General features: G+C 62.7%; 16 protein-coding genes. 5 read left to right on the forward strand and 11 right to left on the reverse strand.

Annotation, left to right across the window (positions count from 1 at the left end; all coding sequences use genetic code 11):
• The first annotated feature begins 44 nt into the window (after positions 1–44).
• Positions 45–929 (forward strand): SDR family oxidoreductase, encoded by an 885-nt coding sequence (locus tag KTR60_RS27375; RefSeq protein ID WP_228401468.1) that lies wholly within the window; start codon positions 45–47, stop codon positions 927–929.
• Positions 930–990: 61 nt separating this feature from the next.
• Here KTR60_RS27375 and KTR60_RS29240 read toward each other — a convergent pair whose 3' ends face one another.
• Both KTR60_RS29240 and KTR60_RS27380 read right to left on the reverse strand, forming a co-directional pair.
• On the reverse strand, positions 991–1,119 hold the full coding sequence (locus tag KTR60_RS29240) for a hypothetical protein (RefSeq protein ID WP_003943237.1): 129 nt from the start codon (positions 1,117–1,119) through the stop codon (positions 991–993).
• Between the two features lie 179 nt (positions 1,120–1,298).
• Complete coding sequence (locus tag KTR60_RS27380) at positions 1,299–1,871, reverse strand: TetR/AcrR family transcriptional regulator (RefSeq protein WP_050654987.1); 573 nt, start codon at positions 1,869–1,871, stop codon at positions 1,299–1,301.
• Positions 1,872–1,924: 53 nt separating this feature from the next.
• On the opposite strand from KTR60_RS27380, the gene KTR60_RS27385 reads away from it, so the two are divergent.
• Positions 1,925–2,362, forward strand: coding sequence for a DUF2867 domain-containing protein (locus tag KTR60_RS27385; protein WP_050654986.1), 438 nt, complete (start codon positions 1,925–1,927; stop codon positions 2,360–2,362).
• Here the strand turns inward: KTR60_RS27385 and KTR60_RS27390 are convergent, their stop codons facing one another.
• Genes KTR60_RS27390 through KTR60_RS27400 form a run of 3 tightly spaced genes read right to left on the reverse strand, consistent with a single transcriptional unit; the run spans position 2,363 to position 6,261 of the window.
• The gene (locus KTR60_RS27390) at positions 2,363–3,988 is read right to left on the reverse strand and encodes a cation:proton antiporter (RefSeq protein ID WP_050654985.1); all 1,626 of its coding nucleotides are present in this window, start codon (positions 3,986–3,988) and stop codon (positions 2,363–2,365) included.
• A 39-nt stretch (positions 3,989–4,027) separates the two neighbouring features.
• A complete protein-coding gene (locus tag KTR60_RS27395) occupies positions 4,028–4,693 on the reverse strand; it encodes a YoaK family protein (protein WP_003943143.1) in 666 nt (221 codons plus the stop codon).
• A 14-nt stretch (positions 4,694–4,707) separates the two neighbouring features.
• On the reverse strand, positions 4,708–6,261 hold the full coding sequence (locus KTR60_RS27400) for an MBL fold metallo-hydrolase (RefSeq protein WP_003942885.1): 1,554 nt from the start codon (positions 6,259–6,261) through the stop codon (positions 4,708–4,710).
• A gap of 244 nt (positions 6,262–6,505) precedes the next feature.
• Between KTR60_RS27400 and KTR60_RS27405 the strand changes: the two genes are divergently transcribed.
• Positions 6,506–7,483 (forward strand): ABC transporter substrate-binding protein, encoded by a 978-nt coding sequence (locus KTR60_RS27405; protein ID WP_003942949.1) that lies wholly within the window; start codon positions 6,506–6,508, stop codon positions 7,481–7,483.
• Positions 7,484–7,516: 33 nt separating this feature from the next.
• On the opposite strand, the gene KTR60_RS27410 is transcribed toward KTR60_RS27405, so the two are convergent.
• A complete protein-coding gene (locus KTR60_RS27410; RefSeq protein WP_042922885.1) occupies positions 7,517–8,002 on the reverse strand; it encodes a hypothetical protein in 486 nt (161 codons plus the stop codon).
• A gap of 71 nt (positions 8,003–8,073) precedes the next feature.
• A complete protein-coding gene (locus KTR60_RS27415; RefSeq protein ID WP_003942926.1) occupies positions 8,074–8,952 on the reverse strand; it encodes an alpha/beta fold hydrolase in 879 nt (292 codons plus the stop codon).
• A 98-nt stretch (positions 8,953–9,050) separates the two neighbouring features.
• Here KTR60_RS27415 and KTR60_RS27420 point away from each other — a divergent pair, with 98 nt between their 5' ends.
• Entirely contained in the window at positions 9,051–11,009 is a 1,959-nt protein-coding gene (locus tag KTR60_RS27420) for an AfsR/SARP family transcriptional regulator (RefSeq protein ID WP_228401469.1), read from the forward strand.
• A gap of 4 nt (positions 11,010–11,013) precedes the next feature.
• Here the strand turns inward: KTR60_RS27420 and KTR60_RS27425 are convergent, their stop codons facing one another.
• The 4 genes from KTR60_RS27425 to KTR60_RS27440 form a co-directional block, all read right to left on the reverse strand.
• Complete coding sequence (locus KTR60_RS27425; RefSeq protein WP_047272324.1) at positions 11,014–12,588, reverse strand: carboxylesterase/lipase family protein; 1,575 nt, start codon at positions 12,586–12,588, stop codon at positions 11,014–11,016.
• Between the two features lie 25 nt (positions 12,589–12,613).
• Entirely contained in the window at positions 12,614–13,291 is a 678-nt protein-coding gene (locus KTR60_RS27430) for a GAP family protein (protein WP_047272459.1), read from the reverse strand.
• 74 nt (positions 13,292–13,365) lie between these two features.
• Positions 13,366–15,060, reverse strand: a complete 1,695-nt coding sequence (locus tag KTR60_RS27435) for a two-component system sensor protein (protein ID WP_047272326.1) — start codon at positions 15,058–15,060, stop codon at positions 13,366–13,368.
• 10 nt (positions 15,061–15,070) lie between these two features.
• A complete protein-coding gene (locus tag KTR60_RS27440; protein WP_228401470.1) occupies positions 15,071–15,715 on the reverse strand; it encodes a response regulator in 645 nt (214 codons plus the stop codon).
• Positions 15,716–15,889: 174 nt separating this feature from the next.
• Here KTR60_RS27440 and KTR60_RS27445 point away from each other — a divergent pair, with 174 nt between their 5' ends.
• Positions 15,890–17,335 carry an MFS transporter gene (locus KTR60_RS27445; RefSeq protein ID WP_047272327.1) on the forward strand — a complete coding sequence of 482 codons (1,446 nt, stop codon included), beginning with the start codon at positions 15,890–15,892 and terminating at the stop codon, positions 17,333–17,335.
• Positions 17,336–17,355 lie beyond the last annotated feature (20 nt).

Here is a 17,355-nt window from a genome sequence, read left to right on the forward strand (position 1 = left end):
AGTTCACTTGAAGTAACTGGTTCCCAATCTGAACTATAGGCGTCATGACTTACACAGTGCATGGCGCCAACGGCGCACAGGGTTCTCCCGTTCTCGCGGGATTGGTCGCGGCTCTCGCCGGATCGACAGCTGCCGAAGTCCGAGCAATCACCCGCAACCCCGACCAGACGTTCGAGGGTGCGAACACCGTCGTCGCGGATAATGCGTCAGTCGACTCTCTCGCCGACGCTTATCGCGGGGTAGACGGGGTGTTCTTCCACCTGCCACTCGCCGGTGACACCGAGACGCTAGCCGGTTACGCCCACAACGTTCTGGCAGCAGCAAGAGTGACACGTCCTTCGCGGTTCGTGATCTCTACCAGCGGCACGGTGACCGGCGACGCTACTTCGCCGCTTGCCGGTCCCAACACACCCGTTCTCTCCGAGCTCGTCGACGGACTCCGCGCCGAAGGTATCGCGGTGACCGTCCTGACCCCGCGTTTGTTCCTCGAGAATCTTCTTCTGCCCACCGTGCTGTCGGGGGTGAAAGACGAAGGGGTCCTGCGTTACCCACTACGTGCCGATCTCGCGGTCGCATGGAGTTCACATCTCGACGTCGCTGATGCAGCCGTTGCGGCCCTGACTCTCGACGTAGCATCGGACGCGGTCGACATCGGACAGATTCCGGCGATCACCGGCATCGAACTGGCCGTAGCATTCGCCGAACACTTCTCGCGCGCGGTAACTTTCGAAGCCGTGACGCCCGATGCCTTCGGTGCGTCGATTGCGCCGATCATCGGAGGGGGCGCAGCAGCCGGGGTTTCCCAGCTCTACACGGGACTCGAATCTGCCGACAGCGTCGCGTTCGACTCCGCGACGGGTTCTGCCGTTGCCTTGGGCATCGTCGCCCGCAGCACCCGGGCCTGGCTGGTAGATCTCGGAGTGAACTGACCGGAGCAACGCAATCGGCCGGCTCCGCGAAGTATCGCGTGGAGCCGGCCGATTTCCGGGGTTACCGGTGCGTGCGGGTCTTCAACTGGCGGTTCAGCTGCCGACTCCCGAAGTCCAGACCGGCACCGTCACTGGTGGCCAGCACGGTGAGTCCAGCGGCGACCAGCAACGAAATAAGCACAACGCTCATGGTGAGTCACCTTTCTTCCTGTCGTGAAACGGTTTTGCGCCTCCGGGAAATGTCGACATATCCGGCACCCCACTTCAGCTGACCTCAAAGTATCTGTAACTATGGGTTACGCGCAATGTGTGGTCCCTCACCTGAAAGCGCAGGGTGATGCGCAGATCACGCTGCGTTCGACGGCGGACTTACCTGGCCAGAACCATATTCACGAACTCGTCGGCGAGCGCCTGAGCGTCCGCACCGCTGCCAGGAACCACATCGGGCGCACTGTGTACCAATTGCATCTGCCCCAGGTACATCGAATAGGCAAGTACGCCACGATGTTCCGCTTTCTGCCTGTCCATCCCCAGATCGACCAACAACGTCACGATGTAGGTAACTCGACGCTCGGTGACACGTCGAACCGCCGCCGAAACCAAAGGATGGCCGATCCCGGCAAGCAGTTCCAACTCCGCACGGCGACCGGCCAATCCGGTCGTGACCGAATCCACCAGACGACGCAACCTCACCTCCGCCGGTTCACCAGAGGACTCGACGGAGGAGATCAGTCTCTCGGTTGCCAAAACTTCCCACCGGCCGAGCGCAGCTTGCAGCAATTCGTCGCGGTTGGCGAAGTGCCAATAAAAGGAACCCTTGGTCGATCCGAGCGTGCGCGCCACCTTTTCCACTGCAACTGCATCAGGCCCATGGCTTGTCAGAGCCTGGAAAGCTGCATCGATCCACTGGTCACGAGAGAGTCGGGCGCGGGCATTCGTCACCTCCGTACGGTACCGTATGGGTAAGTTCCATACGGCACCGTACGGAGGACGAAATGACACTCGCTTTCAAGGCAATGCCTGCACCGGACTGGGCAGAAGCCACCACGATCACCATCCCGGCTGTTCCGACCCATACATCCGAGGAGTGGGCGCAGGCAGTCTTCGACGTCAGGAATGTCCCCGCACCCGTCCTCGCGATGTTCTGGCTCAGGGAGCGGATAGTCGGACTGCTCGGCATCGCCAAGGGACGCCCCGACACCTTTGCCGTCGACAAGATCGCCGACGGCGAGGCCCTCATCGAAGCGGACGAGAAACACCTACGATTCGTCGCCTCGGTTCAGGCCGACAACGACGCCGGCCTCCTGCACGTCGTCACCGCCGTGGAGCTGAAGAACCGCGCGGGCCGAATCTACTTCGCCCCCGTTCAGGTACTGCACGGCGTGATCACGCGGGCAATGATGACGTCTGCTCGAAAGCGCCTGTGCACGTGATCAACCGTCCGGGCCGCCCCTGAGTTCGAGACTGATCTGATCGGCATCCAGCGCGGCAAGTGCCGATCCGAGCATCCGTGCGTCGAACACGCCATCGTCACGTGCGTCGAGCAGTGCCTGACGCTGCGCTTCGATCACGTCGAGGCGGATCCTCTTCTTCGACCGACCCTCTGGCGGAACGACACTCGCAGCAGCATCTTCGAGGAGGTCGAGCAACCTGCGATGCTCGTCTAGTTCGGATTCGGTGAGGTCCTGCGCTGCCGGACCGGTCGCCACTACGACGCGCTTCAACGTCCCACCCTGAAGGATCAACGAGCCTGCTGCCACCAGGAACGCAACCAAGATCAGGAGCGATCGACTCGGGGTGTCTTCCGGCAGAGTCTGCGCTGCAGCCAGAGTGACCGCCCCGCGCATGCCGGCCCAGATGACGATCGTGCCTTCACGCCATCCCAACGGCGCAGCGAGGTAGTAGTCGATATCGGCAACCGTCCGCCGAACCCGAACCTTGAACCTTTCCATCTGATTCGCCGAAGGTGCCCGGCGCCTGCTGCGTCGTTCGTCTGGCGGGTAATCCTCGGGATTGTCGAGGCGATTCGCGATGTCGGAGAGTCTGGGTTTCATGCGTTCACGAAAATTCGCCCGCGCTTGGAGCGCTCGCAGGAGCGGGGCCACGTACAGAGCCCGCACCAAGATCGTGAGGAACAGTGCACCCGCCGCCACGAAGACCGCCGTGGATATGCCCTCGTGGTCGACCCGGACATCGTCGACTATCGACGAGAGTTCGAGGCCCATCACCAGGAAGATCGCACCTTCGAGGACCAATTCGACTGTGCGCCAGTTCTGGGAGTCGGACAACCGGTGTCGCGGTGACAGCTTCCGAGGAGCGTCGTAGCCGGTGACGAGCCCGGCCACGACTGCAGCAACCAACCCTGACGCACCCAACTCTTCGGCGGGGATCGCCGCCAGAAACGGCACCGTGAACGAGATGACCGTGTTGACCGTCGAATCGGTGACACGGGCGCGAACCATCAGGTTGACCTTGCCGACGACAACTCCGATGACCGCGGCCACGACGACGGCAAAAGCGAACTTGCCCAACACACTCCACAGCGACACCGATGCGGCGGCCCCGGCGATGGCAGTACGCAACAGAACCAGAGCGGTGGCGTCGTTGAGCAGGCTTTCGCCTTCGAGGATCGACACCACCCGCGGCGAGACCGGGAGTTTCTTGACGATGGACGTCGCGACGGCATCCGTCGGGCTCACGATCGCACCGAGTGCAATGCCCCACCAGATACCGAGTCCTGGTATCACCCAGGAGAAGAACACACCGAGAACAAGCGCACTCACGACCACGAGCAGAACGGAAAGCCCACCGATGGCACCGAACTCACGCCGAAACTCCATCGACGGCATCGAGACCGAGGCGGAGTACAGCAGTGGCGGAAGCACGCCTGCCAGAATCCATTCCGGGTCGATGTCCACTGCTGGGACAAATGGTAAGAGGCTGACAACGATCCCGGCCATCACCAGAATCAACGGTGCTGCGACTCCGATCCGCGCTCCGAGCGTCGAGGCCGCGACGATTCCGAGCAGTCCGAGCACCACGATGATCAGAGCATCCACTGCTTCCCCCTGTACCCCCGGATTTGTGTCTGGCTCTTTCTACACCTTTGCCGGAGACGGGGGCGAGACCTGCCAGGCAACGGCGATCAGAACAACCGTGAACGCCGATGCGGGCCACAGAGCGTGAAGACCGATCCACCGATGAACGAGCGCACCGACCACCGCGCCCGCGATCAACCCCGCGCACATCCCGAAGTGCTGCAGCCACGCCCACTTCGGGCCACCCAGAAAGGCTCCGGTCAGACGCTGGCCCATCTTGACCAGCGCACCGGTCATGTACGTGACACCGATCGTCACCTCGCCGTCGCGCTGGAACACCGAGTTGACGGCTCCCATCGCCAAGGCCATCGCCGAGATCGCGCCGGGGGTGACGTCGAGGCTGCTCATCACCGAACCGATGGACAGCAGCCCGGCTACAACCGCGAGCACCGTGACCTTGCGAGCCCGGACCGAATAGCGCTCCGTGAAGTGGGTGACGACGGTTCCCAGCGCGATTCCCAGGAGGAAGAGCACGATGATTCCGCCGGCAACTCTCGCGGTCGACCACACCCCGTCGGCAAATGCGACGCTCGCCTGCGTCATGTTGCCGCTCATGAACGAAACGAAAGGCCCACCGAGCGTGATGAATCCGAGCGCGTCGACGTAACCGGCCAACCCGGCGAGCGCTGTCGCCAGGCCGATCAGCGACCTGCTGTATCCCGTCACCCGACGAGCTCGGTTCAGCTCAGCTTGCTGGTGCGCAGCTCGTGGCCCTTGGACGTCTTGCAGCGGCCGGTCTCGAGATCCCACTGCCAGCCGTGCAGATCGCAGGTGAGGTTGGTGCCGTCGACGACACCGAACTTCGACAGGTCCGCCTTGAGGTGGGGGCAACGACGCTGAATCTCGTACCCGCCCAACTCGATAGACGCGCTGTCGTCGTGGGCCTCGGCGAACCAGCCGTCGGCGTACGCGATGCGCTCGTCGGTGAGGCACTTGAAGAACGTGTAGAGGAATTCGTTGTACCCACCGATGCGCCACGCCGTGAAGCGTGTCGACAGGAAGATGGTGTTGACCCAGTCGGGCTCGTCGTCACGCAGAACGGTGCGAACCAGTTCGGGAGCGATGCGGAAGCCGTAGCGGTACTTACCTTCTCCGTCGATGGGCTCACGAACGATCCGCTTCGGGAAGTCGAGGACGACCGTCTCCTCTCCCATCACGAGTCCGACGGGGTAGCCGATTCCGTCGCAGATCAGATCGGACTGAGCCATGATCGGCTCGAACTTGGCCTTGAGACCGTCGAGCAGCGGCTCGCCTTCGGCCGGAGCCCACGTGGCCTTCTGCGCGGCGATGACCGGTGCCATCTTCTGCGCCATCTTCTCGATGTACTCGGCCTTGTTGGAGAAGATCTTGTCGACGTCTGCGTCCGGGATGGGATGCGTCAGCGCGACCTTCTCGCTTCCGCGAAGTTCGACGGCCGAGCCGGGGATCATCAGCAGACCACGATCGTTGCCGTTGATGCGCATCTGCTCGAGGAACGTGATCTGGTCGGGGAAGATGTTTCCCTCGTCGCCGTGATCGTCGTTGAGGTAACGCAGGTCGTCGTCGAGGAAGACCGGCGGGCCGGCCGACGGGACAACCCAGGCAGCGTCGACCTGGGAGATGTAGTTGCGGCAGCGGTCCATGCCACGCTGACGCTTCTGCTTGCCGAAGTTGCGCTTGGTGCCCTTCGGGATGTCGTAGACCATCGGGTACCAGATCGCGCCCGAGTACTGCAGCAGATGGATGTCGACCTTCCCGAAGGCGTCGGTCAGCGGGTCCAGGTCGACGGGCCTGGCGTCGTTCATGTTGAAACAGGTGGTTTCCCCGTCCGAGACGACGAGGCCCGAGTCACCGATCGGACCGTCCGCGGGAGCGCGCAGAGCGATGATCATGATGTCGAGATCGCCCTTGGGACCGCTGACGGTGTGCTTGACGGAGTCTTCCGTCTCGAAGAACTTGTGGAAGCCGAGCTTCTCGAGTTCACGCTTGAGGTCCGGCACCGGGTAATCGGGGAGCAGGACTGTGGCGTCCTTGTTGACGTGCGCGATCAGATTCTTCGGATCGAAGTGGTCCTTGTGCAGGTGCGAGACGTAGAGGTAGTCGCAGTTGCCCAGCGCGTCCCAGTCCAACTCTGTGTTGTCGGGGAACGGCACCCAGGACGCAAAATACGTCGGGGTCACCCATGGATCACACAGGATGGATCCGGCCTCGGTCTGGATGTGAAATCCTGCGTGGCCGACGCTGGTGATCTGCATTGCAACCTCCGAAATCGTACTGCTGGTCAACTCAGCATAGTCGGCGCGATCAGGGCCAAATCGCGATCGAGGAGGCGGCCGGTTGTGACGTCATGCACGTCAGAGGTCGAAAGTGGGTTGTGAATCAGACCTGCCGGTGACGCGGACAACACTCTCTGTGCTGGCGTGTTCGCCGTATTTCTTGGCGTTCGCGGGAGCTGTTTCAGCATTCCCGAAGACAGCCCCTAAGGCTAACCTAACAAGCATGACTCGACTCCTTTCTCCCTCCACGACCGATCGCGACTACTGGGCGATCGTGGACAACCTGACGCGACGCGGTTTCTTCGGCGTCGGCGCGGGCGTCGCTGCGGCCGCGTTTCTCGCCGCCTGCGGCAGCACGGAAAGTTCGACGCCCGAGAACGCGGAGACCTTCGAGTTCACGCGCGGCGACGAGAAGCTGATCATTCCGACGGACCCGCAGAACGTCGTTGCCCTCGACCCGCGGGACGGCCTCGAATTGTCGATCCTCGCCGGATACCCGGTGACCGCCTACCCGACCGGCGCAGCCGAACACCTACGCCGTGAGGTCCCGGATGCCACGGGTGTCGAGATCTTCGCCGAAGGTGCTTCCGATCCCAACTTCGAATACATCTCGACTCTCGGCGCAGACCTTCTCGTCCTCAGCGCCGGCTGGTGGGACACCGGGTCGTACGGCAACGACCGGATGCAGCAGATCGCACCGGTCCTGCCCGTCGGCAAGGACTTCACCCCGGAGTGGCGGAAGGTCATGTCGGACTTCCTCACCGGCATCGGGCGCAGCGATCGCGCCGAAGAAGTACTCGCCGAGTACGACGCCCATGTAGCTCAGGTCCGCCCGACCGTCGAACCGCTGATGGCCGGCAAGAAGGTTGCCTTCGTCGCCGCCGCGGAGGATCAGATCGCGTGGTTCCAGAACGATTTCCGCACCGCCGTCGCCGAGGACCTGGGATTCGAGGTGCTCCGTGAAGGCCCCGACCTTCGCGTGATGCTCGGATCGGAGCAGTTCAACCGTCTCGAAGAAGCCGACGTCATCTTCGCCTTGGATCGCAGCGCCTCCGGCAGCGTGTACACCTCGCCGACGTGGCAGCGTCTGCCCGCCGCGCAGGCTGGTCGAGTGATTCCCTTCGACTACTACAAGGCCGCGGGATACGCCTTGACCGCCAAGGTTCTCGTCGACGACTTGGCGGCCGGGGTCAAGCGGTAGAACCCGACCTTCGTCGACCCGACGGGGCCCCGATCATTCGGCACCGGCGGCTCGTCCTGTCACGCGGTCCCGAAACTCGCGGAACGCTTGGAAACCACCGGTGAGCGCCCGCGCCAGTTCCTCGGCGCTGTCGACCCAGACGACGTCCTCCAACTCGGAAACGTCGTCGGGCTCGTGATTGCGCTGGGGAACGAGAAACGTCGGGTCACCCTGAGGGTTGACGATCAGGAACCCAGCCGCCGCGCAGAGGTCGTAGACGAACGCGCACTCGGCAGGCGACAGCGTCGCGTGGAAGATTCCACCACTGAGTGGATCGCTCTGCTCGAGCGAGTCGAGATGAAGGTCGGAGAAGGCCCCGTCGATCGTCAATGCCCTGTCGTCACGGTCGACGATCTCGCCTCCGTACGGGCTCTCGACCACGCGCAGCCCGTGCTGATCGAGGAAAGCGGCGACCGCCGCCCGATCAACATCGAGTTGCACGTCCTTCGTCACCCGCATGAAGTGCAGCGAGAAACCCATCGATCCCCCTCGTCCATTCGCGACGCACGTGATGCGCTCGCCAGTACCTCGACAGCCGAGAAGCGTCAAAACTACCTCTCGAGTAGGGTCCGGATCGCCTCGACCACTTCGGCAGGCGCCTCTTCTGCCATGAAGTGACCTGCGGACAGCGTGCGGTGCTCGAGATCGGGCGCCCACGCTTTCCACAGGGCCTCGGCGTCGTAGCCGAGCATCGAGCCCCAGTCCTGCTGAATGACCGTGACCGGCATGTGCAGTTGGTTGCCCGCCTCCCGATCGGACTGATCGTGTTCGATGTCGATGCCTGCCGACGCCCGGTAATCGGCAACGATCGACGGCACCGCCTCCCGTGAGGCGCGCAGGTATTCCGCCCGCACGTCTACCGGAATCGCTTCGCGGTTCTGCGTCCACACGTCGAGAAAGTACTCGAAGAACGCATCGGCGCTGGCGCTGATCATCTGCTCGGGAAGACCAGGTGGCTGAGCCATGAGATAGAGATGGAACGCCACAGCAGCATTCGATCCATGCAGGATGTCCCACATATCCAGGGTGGGGAGCACGTCCAGCGAGCCGAGTTGCGTGATCACATCCGGATGATCCAGCCCCGCTCTGACGGCAACCAGTGCGCCACGATCGTGGCCGACGAGGGCAAACTTCTCGTGTCCCAATTTCCTGGCCACCTCGACGATGTCGGCAGCCATTGTTCGTTTGGAGTAGGTGTCCGGGTTTTCCTCGACCGGTTTGTCGCTGGCTCCGTATCCGCGTAGATCCGGGCAGATGACGGTGTGATCCGACGCCAAGGCAGTGGCTACGTGACGCCACATGAGGTGAGTCTGAGGGAAGCCGTGCAGGAGGACGAGTGGTGTTCCGCTTCCGCCGACCGCGACGTTGAGCCGCACTCCGTCTGCTGTGGAAATCTGCTGGTAGTCGAAGCCTGGAATGGTGATAGTCATCGGTCGCTCTCGTTAGTCGGGGTGATGGCAGGTCGGGGTGATGGCAATCAGCTTCGCCGCAGTCGATGAGCGTTCGATGAGCGCGATAGCGTGGGGAAATGCGAGACCACACATTTGAAGCCCCGGCTTTCGGAGTGCTCGGACCCGTGGTCGCGTGGAACGAGTCTTCACACCAGATCGATCTGAAGGGTCCACGACACCGAGCGGTCCTCGCTCGTCTCGTCGTCGCCCGCGGACGTGTTGTTCCCGTGGACGTGATTGTCGACGACCTCTGGGTCGATCCTCCGTCCGGCGCTACCAGCGCAATACGTACGTTCGTTTCCGCTTTGAGGCGTGCGCTCGAACCGGATCGCGCGCCGCGAAAGAAGCCGAAAGTCATTGTCACCGAAGGGCCCGGTTACGCCTTTCATGCAGCACCCGACGCGGTCGACGCTTGGGAATTCGAAAGACTGGTGCGTGAAGCCGCGGATTCGACGCCGGCAAAATCACTCGAACTGCTCCGAACCGCGCTGCAGCTGTGGAGAGGGCCGGCCTACGCGGAGTTCGCCGACGAGCCTTGGGCCCGAACGGAGCGATCACGCTTGGAGGAACTGCGTCTGGCTGCCGTCGAACGCTTGGCATCCGCGCAGCTCGATCTCGGGCGAGCTGCCGAAGCGATTCCCGATCTGGATGCCCACGTGACGGAACACCCTTGGCGTGAGGAGGGTTGGCGACTACTCGCTCTGGCGCTGTACCGGTCCGATCGTCAAGGCGATGCTCTGGCAGTCCTACGTCGCGCACGGAAGTTACTCGCCGAAGAGTTGGGCATCGACCCTGGTCCACGACTGAACGACCTCGAGTCCGACATTCTCCGCCGGGAAACCCGCCTGGATCCTGTAGGGGCAGAACAGATCTTCAGTCAGGTTTCGGCAGCGTACGACCGGACCGTAGCGGCAGGATCGAAATCGAGATTGGAGTCAACCGTCGGCCTCCTCCGAAGTTTGGCAGTTGCGGGCGGAAGCGGACTCGAGACTGCCCGAAACCAACGACTGACAATCATCGGCGCCGCTGAACAATTGGACGACGTCGAACTCACCGCGCGGATCATCGGCAATTACGACGTGCCCGGGATCTGGACGCGATCCGACGATCCTCGGCAGGCTACGCAGATCGTCGAGGCCGCTCAGCGCACTCTCGATCCACTTCCGGCCGGCAACGAACCCGCTCGGGCGAGACTGTTGGCGACAATCGCACTCGAATCGCGCGGACTGCCCGGTCATCACGGTCTCGAATGTGCCCGTGCCGCAGTACAGATCGGTCGCGCTCTCGACGATCCAGGGCTCCTGGCCTTCGCTCTGAACGGATTGTTCATGCAGACGTTCTGGACTAACGGTCTGGCCTCCGAGCGCGACGACATCGGCCGTGAACTGGTCGACCTCGCCATTCGACACGGCCTGGCTACCTTCGAGATCCTCGGCCATCTGATCCGCATGCAAGCCCTCAGCGCCCTTGGGCAATTCGATGCAGCCGAGCTACATGCCGAGACGGTTGATCGATTGGCCGGACGTCACGAACGCCCGTTGGCAGCGGTGTTCACCACCTGGTTTCGCGCTATGCGTACTGCCGCTGCCGGCGCGGAGGCCGCGCACTGCGAGAAGCTGTACGAAGCTGCGGCGGTCAATCTTTCCGATGCCGGCATGCCGGGTCTCGCGGACGGCATACTCCCTCTCGCAATTCTCGCCCTCCGCGTATGGCGGGGACTGCCGGCGATTTTCGACCCGACCACGCAGTGGGGCCCCTACGAACCCTGGGCCCGGCCACACCTGCTCATCGCACAGGGGCAGACGAACGAAGCAGCGAAGGCGGTCGAGGCATTGCCGGACCCGCCCGAAGACCTACTCTCCGAGGCACTGTGGTGCTTGACTGCCGCAGCGGCGACTGCAGTCGGCGACCGTCGAGTCAAGGAGCGTGCGCGAGCGGCGCTCCTACCTGCCGCCGCCGAAATAGCCGGCGCCGGAAGCGGAATGCTCACCGTGGGACCCGTCTCGCACTACCTGGCCGAATTGGAGCAGGGCTGAACCGTCAGGTGAATGCAATCACCGTCTCACCCCACGCCTCCCGGATCTCGCGGTCGAGATCAGCGACGACGGCATCGCGTTTGTCGATCAACAGTGTCGAGCGTGTGTCGGTGTCGTAAGTGGGCCACCCCGGGTCCGCACCCAGTTCGCGATCGTCCCCGGCGTCGTAATCGCCTGCAGCTCTGGCAAAGTCCAACCACCTCGCCTGCATGCGCTCAGAGACATGACGCGCCGCGCTCAAGCCACCCAACTTGTAGGTGATGTCTCGTGCCCCGTGGTTGATGTTGCCGAAGACGTAGGCAAGTTCGGTGCCGTGGGTCGCACCGATCTTCAGCGCCTTGAGCATCGGCGGCGCGTAGTCGAAGCGATACAACCACGTCGGCGCAACCTTGCTGTGAGCCTCGGCGATCCACAACGTAGGCAGCCGGAATCCGAAATCACGGGTCAAACCGAGACCGGCGCCCAGCTTGGACAGTCCCGAATACGCGCCTTCGATTTGAGAATGATCCGGTAGCTCGAGTCCTGGATGCTCGTCGGCGATCTCCGCGAACATCGACGTGATCACGACGGGATCGATCGGCATCAACGGCGACTTCATCATCCGGAAGAGCGAAGATTCGTCCTTGTTGGTTCCGATGATCAGCGGAATCGGGTGTGCATTGCCGTGACGGAACGCGCGCACCGGGTAGTCAGGGAGCAGATCACCGTCGACGATCGGCGCGAACGCCAAAGTGCCAGGCGTCTCCTGGGGGACGCGAGCAAACAGTTCGTCTGACGGCCCGATCAAGTCTTCGGCAGACGTGGACCGCAACAGACCCAGATCGCCTCCGCCGCTGAAGATCTCGAGGAACAGCTTCGCGACGATCTCACCACGTTCACTACCGTACACCGAAGTGGCGGGCGAACTTTCGGCAATAGCGCGATGAAACAGGCCGCGAGCGGACGGGACGGTCATCAGCGTCGTCACCGCGCCGCCACCTGCCGACTCGCCGAACAACGTCACTTTGTCGGGATCGCCACCGAAAGCCGCGATGTTGCCTTGAACCCATTGCAGCGCTGCAATCATGTCGCGGAGAGCGACATTGGGCTCGAAGGTATGTTCACTCGAATTGAAGGACGAGAAATCGACGAAGCCGAACACACCGATGCGGTAGTTGATCGAGACGACGACAACGTCGCCGTTCTCAGCCAATGTGGTTGCGTCGAAAAGTGGTTGGCTGGACGCTCCGCGGAAATACGCTCCGCCGTGAATCCAGACCATCACCGGTTTACCCGGCGCATCAGAACCGACGGCGCCCGGTGCCCACACGTTGAGGAACAGGCAGTCTTCGTCCATCGGAACGTTCTCACCGAGCGGGATCATCGCGAGTCGACTTTGCGGCTCACACGGCCCGAATTCTGTTGCGTCCTGGACCTCGGTCCAGGGCTTCGGCGGAACCGGCGCGCGAAATCGCAGCGGACCGACCGGAGGTGCCGCGTAACGAATCCCCTTCCAACTCGACACCGAGCCTTCCGTCGATCCTCGAACCGGCCCGTACGTTGTCTCGACTACCGGCGCTTCGCTGGGTGTGATCGTCATTCGATTTCTCCTCGAAAACAAGTTGCTACTTCGACAGGGCTTCGACAACGTGCGAGAGTTCCAATGCTGCCAGCATCAGGAACAAAACGGTCATGATTGCTGCATTGTGGCGGATCAGAGTGCTTTTGGTGGCGCTCAGTGCATCGGTCACCTTCGCCGAGGGCACGGCAGCCAATGCTGACAGCACGATCAAAGCGATGGACGCCCCTACCGCGAACAGGACGGAATACGCGATCACTGATACCCAGCCGAGGTGCCCGCCACCGATGATCGAACCTGCCTTGAGTTCGAGCGGCAGGTTCTTCGCGTTGGATACGGTCAACAACAGTCCCAGGACCGCAGCTTTGCCCGGTTGCATCGAGTCGATCTGCGCCAGCCACGACGGCATCGCCGGCTCGGCATCGTCTTTCGGACGGCCACGCCAACTCGAGTACGCGAGCGCCAGAAAACCGACAGTGAACACGACGGCGAACACCGTCTGGACGGTATGCGCGCTGCCGCTGGACTTCGATTCCACTCCGGTGGTCGAGAGTGCCGTCGCTGCTGTGATCGCTGCCGCGGCCAGCACGATGCTCGCGGTGTACGCGAATGCATTTGCCTTCGCCCGAGTGGACAGCAGGATCGCGATGATCGCAACCAGAGGAATCGGGCTGATGACGACGCCGGTGGCGAGTGGGATGAGCTGCGCAGTAATCGATTCCATTTCTGCGACCGTACAAGCGGCCAATCCGGCCATTGGCGAAACGTTCGGCCTCCACGACATCGCCACTCACGGTGTCACAGAAGCACGGCTGTGAGGACCACCCGGTCTTCCTCTTCGACAAGTTCGAGGGACGTTACCGTACCGGCGAGCGATTCAAGCCCGATCCCTGAGTCCCGTGCCACCGGCATCCGACCCGGCGAACTGATCCGCACTACTACCGCCCGAGCATCGGCGAGTGTCACCTCGAGGAAGACGGGCCCTCCTGCACCGTGTTTCACGGCGTTGGTCAGTCCCTCCGACAGGATCTCCACCACGCTGTCGAGCCGAGCGGAGCCGGAACCGATCACCGCCCAGACTTCGTCGTCGACGTGACTGACGACCGGAATTGCGTAGCGCCACACCGTGACAAGATCATCGATACGCTTTCGGGCATCGGAGTCAGCCGGCTGATCGGATGACGCAGACAGGTCGCTTTCCAAGCCGTCGAGAATGTGGGCAATGGTTGCCGCAACATCGACTGGGCGACCGGCAACGGCGCCCGAAGACCATGCGGCCGCTACGAGTTCGCCCTGCACCGACGAGTGCAACAACCTGGCCAGTCCACGTCGGGTGTGCATGAGCTCGGCATGGATACGAGCTGCATCGAGCGCTTGCAGGCTCAGGGCACTGCGGAGTTGACGCTCCTCGTCCTGACGCTGCGTATCCGCAGCCCTGATCAGGCAGACGGACAGCGCAACCAACGGGTAGACGGCCATCGACGAGAGATAGAAAGTCGGGGTACGGCCGAACACCGTCAGGAGCAGCCACGTCGCGGTACTGCTGATCAACGCACTCGAGCAGTACACCGCAGAAAGAGTCGCGATCCGTCTCAGAGGGCCGTCTCCGCTGCTGACAACTCGGCGAGCGCACGCATTGCCACCGACGAAGAGCCAGAAACCGACGCCGAGCTGGACCGCCGTGAACGTCACGCCGTAAGTCGTAAGCAGGTAGACGGTCACCAGTGCCGTGTACGCGAACACCGGTACGTACAGTGGCGCCGGTTCAACACTGCGTACGACGCCGATCAGTCGATCTCTCGCCGTCAGCCGCACAGTCGGCGTCGGTGATTCGATCGGGGGAATCTCCCGGAACAGTCGATGACTCATCGGGCGAACCACGTCGTCGGAGATTCGCTTCAAGAGCGCTGCTCCTCGTACTCCCTCGAGTTCCGTTTCAGCAACCGCGTGCATGACTGTCTCGATACTGCGCTCGAGCTCTCGCCGACACTGCGCACGGGTTTGGTCGAGGCGGAATCGATCTCGGGTCTGTTGGAGTTGGACGGCGGCCCCGGCAACCTTCAAACTCCGTTGCAGCGCGAGGCGGTCACGGAGAGCGCTTACCAGTACGGCGGTCAACGACAAGAAGACAACGCTGCACACGACGTTGAGTCCCACCCGGACGAGCATCGGTCTGGGGTCGACGGGGAGTTCGAGCGAGCGGGTGATCGCGTCGAGGACGAACGGGCGGATCGCGCCGATCATTGCGAACAGGGCCAGGGCTGCGAGCTGCGATCGGTGTGCTGCAAGAACAGCCCTCGCCATCAGCAGCATCACCCCGACAACGCAGTGGGTCGCGAAGGCGCCGACTGCCATCACGCCTACTTCGCGCACCCCGGTACACAGGTAGTAGTTGGCCATCACGGTCACCGCGAACGGCAGCGTCAGAATCCAGGACCACTTGGTGACGATGTTCCGATCACCGAGACGAAGCCACCACTCGCGCGGGTTCACACCGAGTCGGTCACTTCGGGCACACCGAATGGCGGATGAAGATACTCGCAGCAAGCACTCGCGGATTGGTGGACGAATCGTGCGTCAATCCCAGGCTCTCGAGAGTGCGCGCGATGAGCTTCTCCACACCTCGGATCGAGGACCCACGATGCGCTGCGATTGCGCTGTTCGACCACCCGAGCGAGATGTAACGCAGAAGATCGAGCTGTGATCTGGTGAGGCTCGACAAGGCGGAGTCCGGATCACTCCCGAGCGTCGGTGGCTCGGTTTCCGTCAACGCGGCCTCCACTACGCCGATCAACTGATCCGCCGACTGGACAGCCGCCTTGTCCACGAACAACGATTTCGGCGGCACACCCGCAGAACCTGGCGCTGTCGATGCGTTGGGGTAGTTCGTCAGGAACACGATCGCGCAATGCGGAGCCTTCACGGTGACGATGTTCGCGAGATCGACGCCGTTCGGCCGCACGCCAAGGTCGATGTCCGTGACCAAGAGGTCAGGATCGAATCCGTCGAACTCCGTGAGCGCTTCGACCGCCGATCCGGCCGTATGGACCACGAACCCGGCGTGTGTGAGCGTGTCACCGACGAGCGCACGCATCAGTGGTTGGTCTTCCACCACCAACACCCGTCGCACCCACTGGCTGGTCTCCATGACCAGAGATTAACCGTTGGGAGAGTGCGTATTCGACCGAGCAGGTGGTGACGGATTCCGAGTAACACGGCAGTTATCAACCATGCGGGTTCCAAGCATTTCGCCCGATATGTCCCAAGCGTCGGAGCGCAGGGTGTTCCGAGTACACACCCCCTTCGACCATCAGGACGGGCCATGACCGCACCGATCACCCCGAAGAACACCGCAGTACGACGAGCCACTCTGCTGGCAGTATGCGTGAGCACCGCAATGCTCATGCTCGACATCGCCGTCGTCAACACCGCCCTGCCGTCGATCGCATTCGATCTCGATACCGGAGTCAGCGCCCTGCAATGGGTGATCGACGCGTACACGCTGGCATTGGCGACGGTGGTTCTCAGCGCCGGATCGTGGGCAGACCGACGGGGTCGACGCCATGTTTTCATCATCGGCATTCTGTGGTTCACCACGGCATCTCTGTTCTGCGTTCTGGCGCCGAACATCTGGGTGCTCGACCTCGCGCGGGCCGCTCAGGGTATCGGCGGTGCCGTACTCTTCGCCTGCTCACTTGCCTTGCTGGCGGACGTGTTCGAGAAGGGTCCCCAGCGCGCGACTGCTCTGGCTGCATACGGCGCCACGATCGGGGGCGCGTTTGCCGTCGGCCCACTGGTGGGCGGGTTGCTCACCGAGTTGTTGGATTGGCGCGCAATCTTTTTGATCAACGTTCCGATCGGGTTGATCACACTGGCGATGACGGTGCGGTGGGTTCCCGAGTCACGCGATCCTCGACCTCGCGGCGCGGACGTGCCCGGGCAGATTCTGGTGTCCACCGGCCTGGCAGCTCTGGTGTTCGGTTTGTTACGCGGTAACGAGGATGGGTGGTTCGAGCCGCAGCCGATGATCGCCGCGGTGATCGCCGCGGCCGCCATGATCGGTTTCTCCCTGCACGAGCTTCGTACCACCGAGCCCATGCTGCCCCCGTATCTGCTCGCCAATCGGGCCTTCGCCGGAGCGCAGATCGCAGCGTTCTCGATCTCCGCCTCCCTGTTCGCGGTGTTCGTCTACACGACCATCTACCTGCAGAACGTGCTGCATCTGTCTCCCGTGGACGCCGGCCTGGTGTATCTACCGGCGACGATAGCGATGTTCGTCGTCGCGGGCGCCACCGCGAAATTGGACGGGCGCATCCCCGTCTCGGTCTCGTTGACGTGCTCGCTTCTACTCGTCTCGGTGGGGCTGGTCATGATGACCGTCGTCGACGTGACCAGTTCGCCGTACGCGATACTTCCCGGATTTGTTGTCGCGTGCGTGGGGGCCGGGGTGTTCAACCCCGTCATGAGTGGGTTGGTTCTGGGCGAAAGCACTTCGAACCATTCCGGATTGGCCGCAGGGATCAACGACGCGTTCCGGCAGACCGGCATCGCAGTCGGGGTTGCCGTGCTCGGCGCCTTCCTTCCGGCGCAGTCGATGCTGCCCGGCGGATCACCGGACGACTTTGTCGGTGGACTTCGGTTGGCTCTGTTTGTCGCAGCCTTCATCGCAGCTCTCGGTGCGTTGGTCTGTGCGGCGACGCTGCGCACTACCAGCGTCAACCAGACTCTTTCCGAGGAATCCGAGCAGATGTTGACGAGAACTAGTTGACCGTTTTGTCCTGCATGTAT

Source organism: Rhodococcus sp. C1 (assembly GCF_020809065.1).
In the GTDB taxonomy this organism is placed as follows: Bacteria; Actinomycetota; Actinomycetes; order Mycobacteriales; family Mycobacteriaceae; genus Rhodococcus_F; species Rhodococcus_F qingshengii.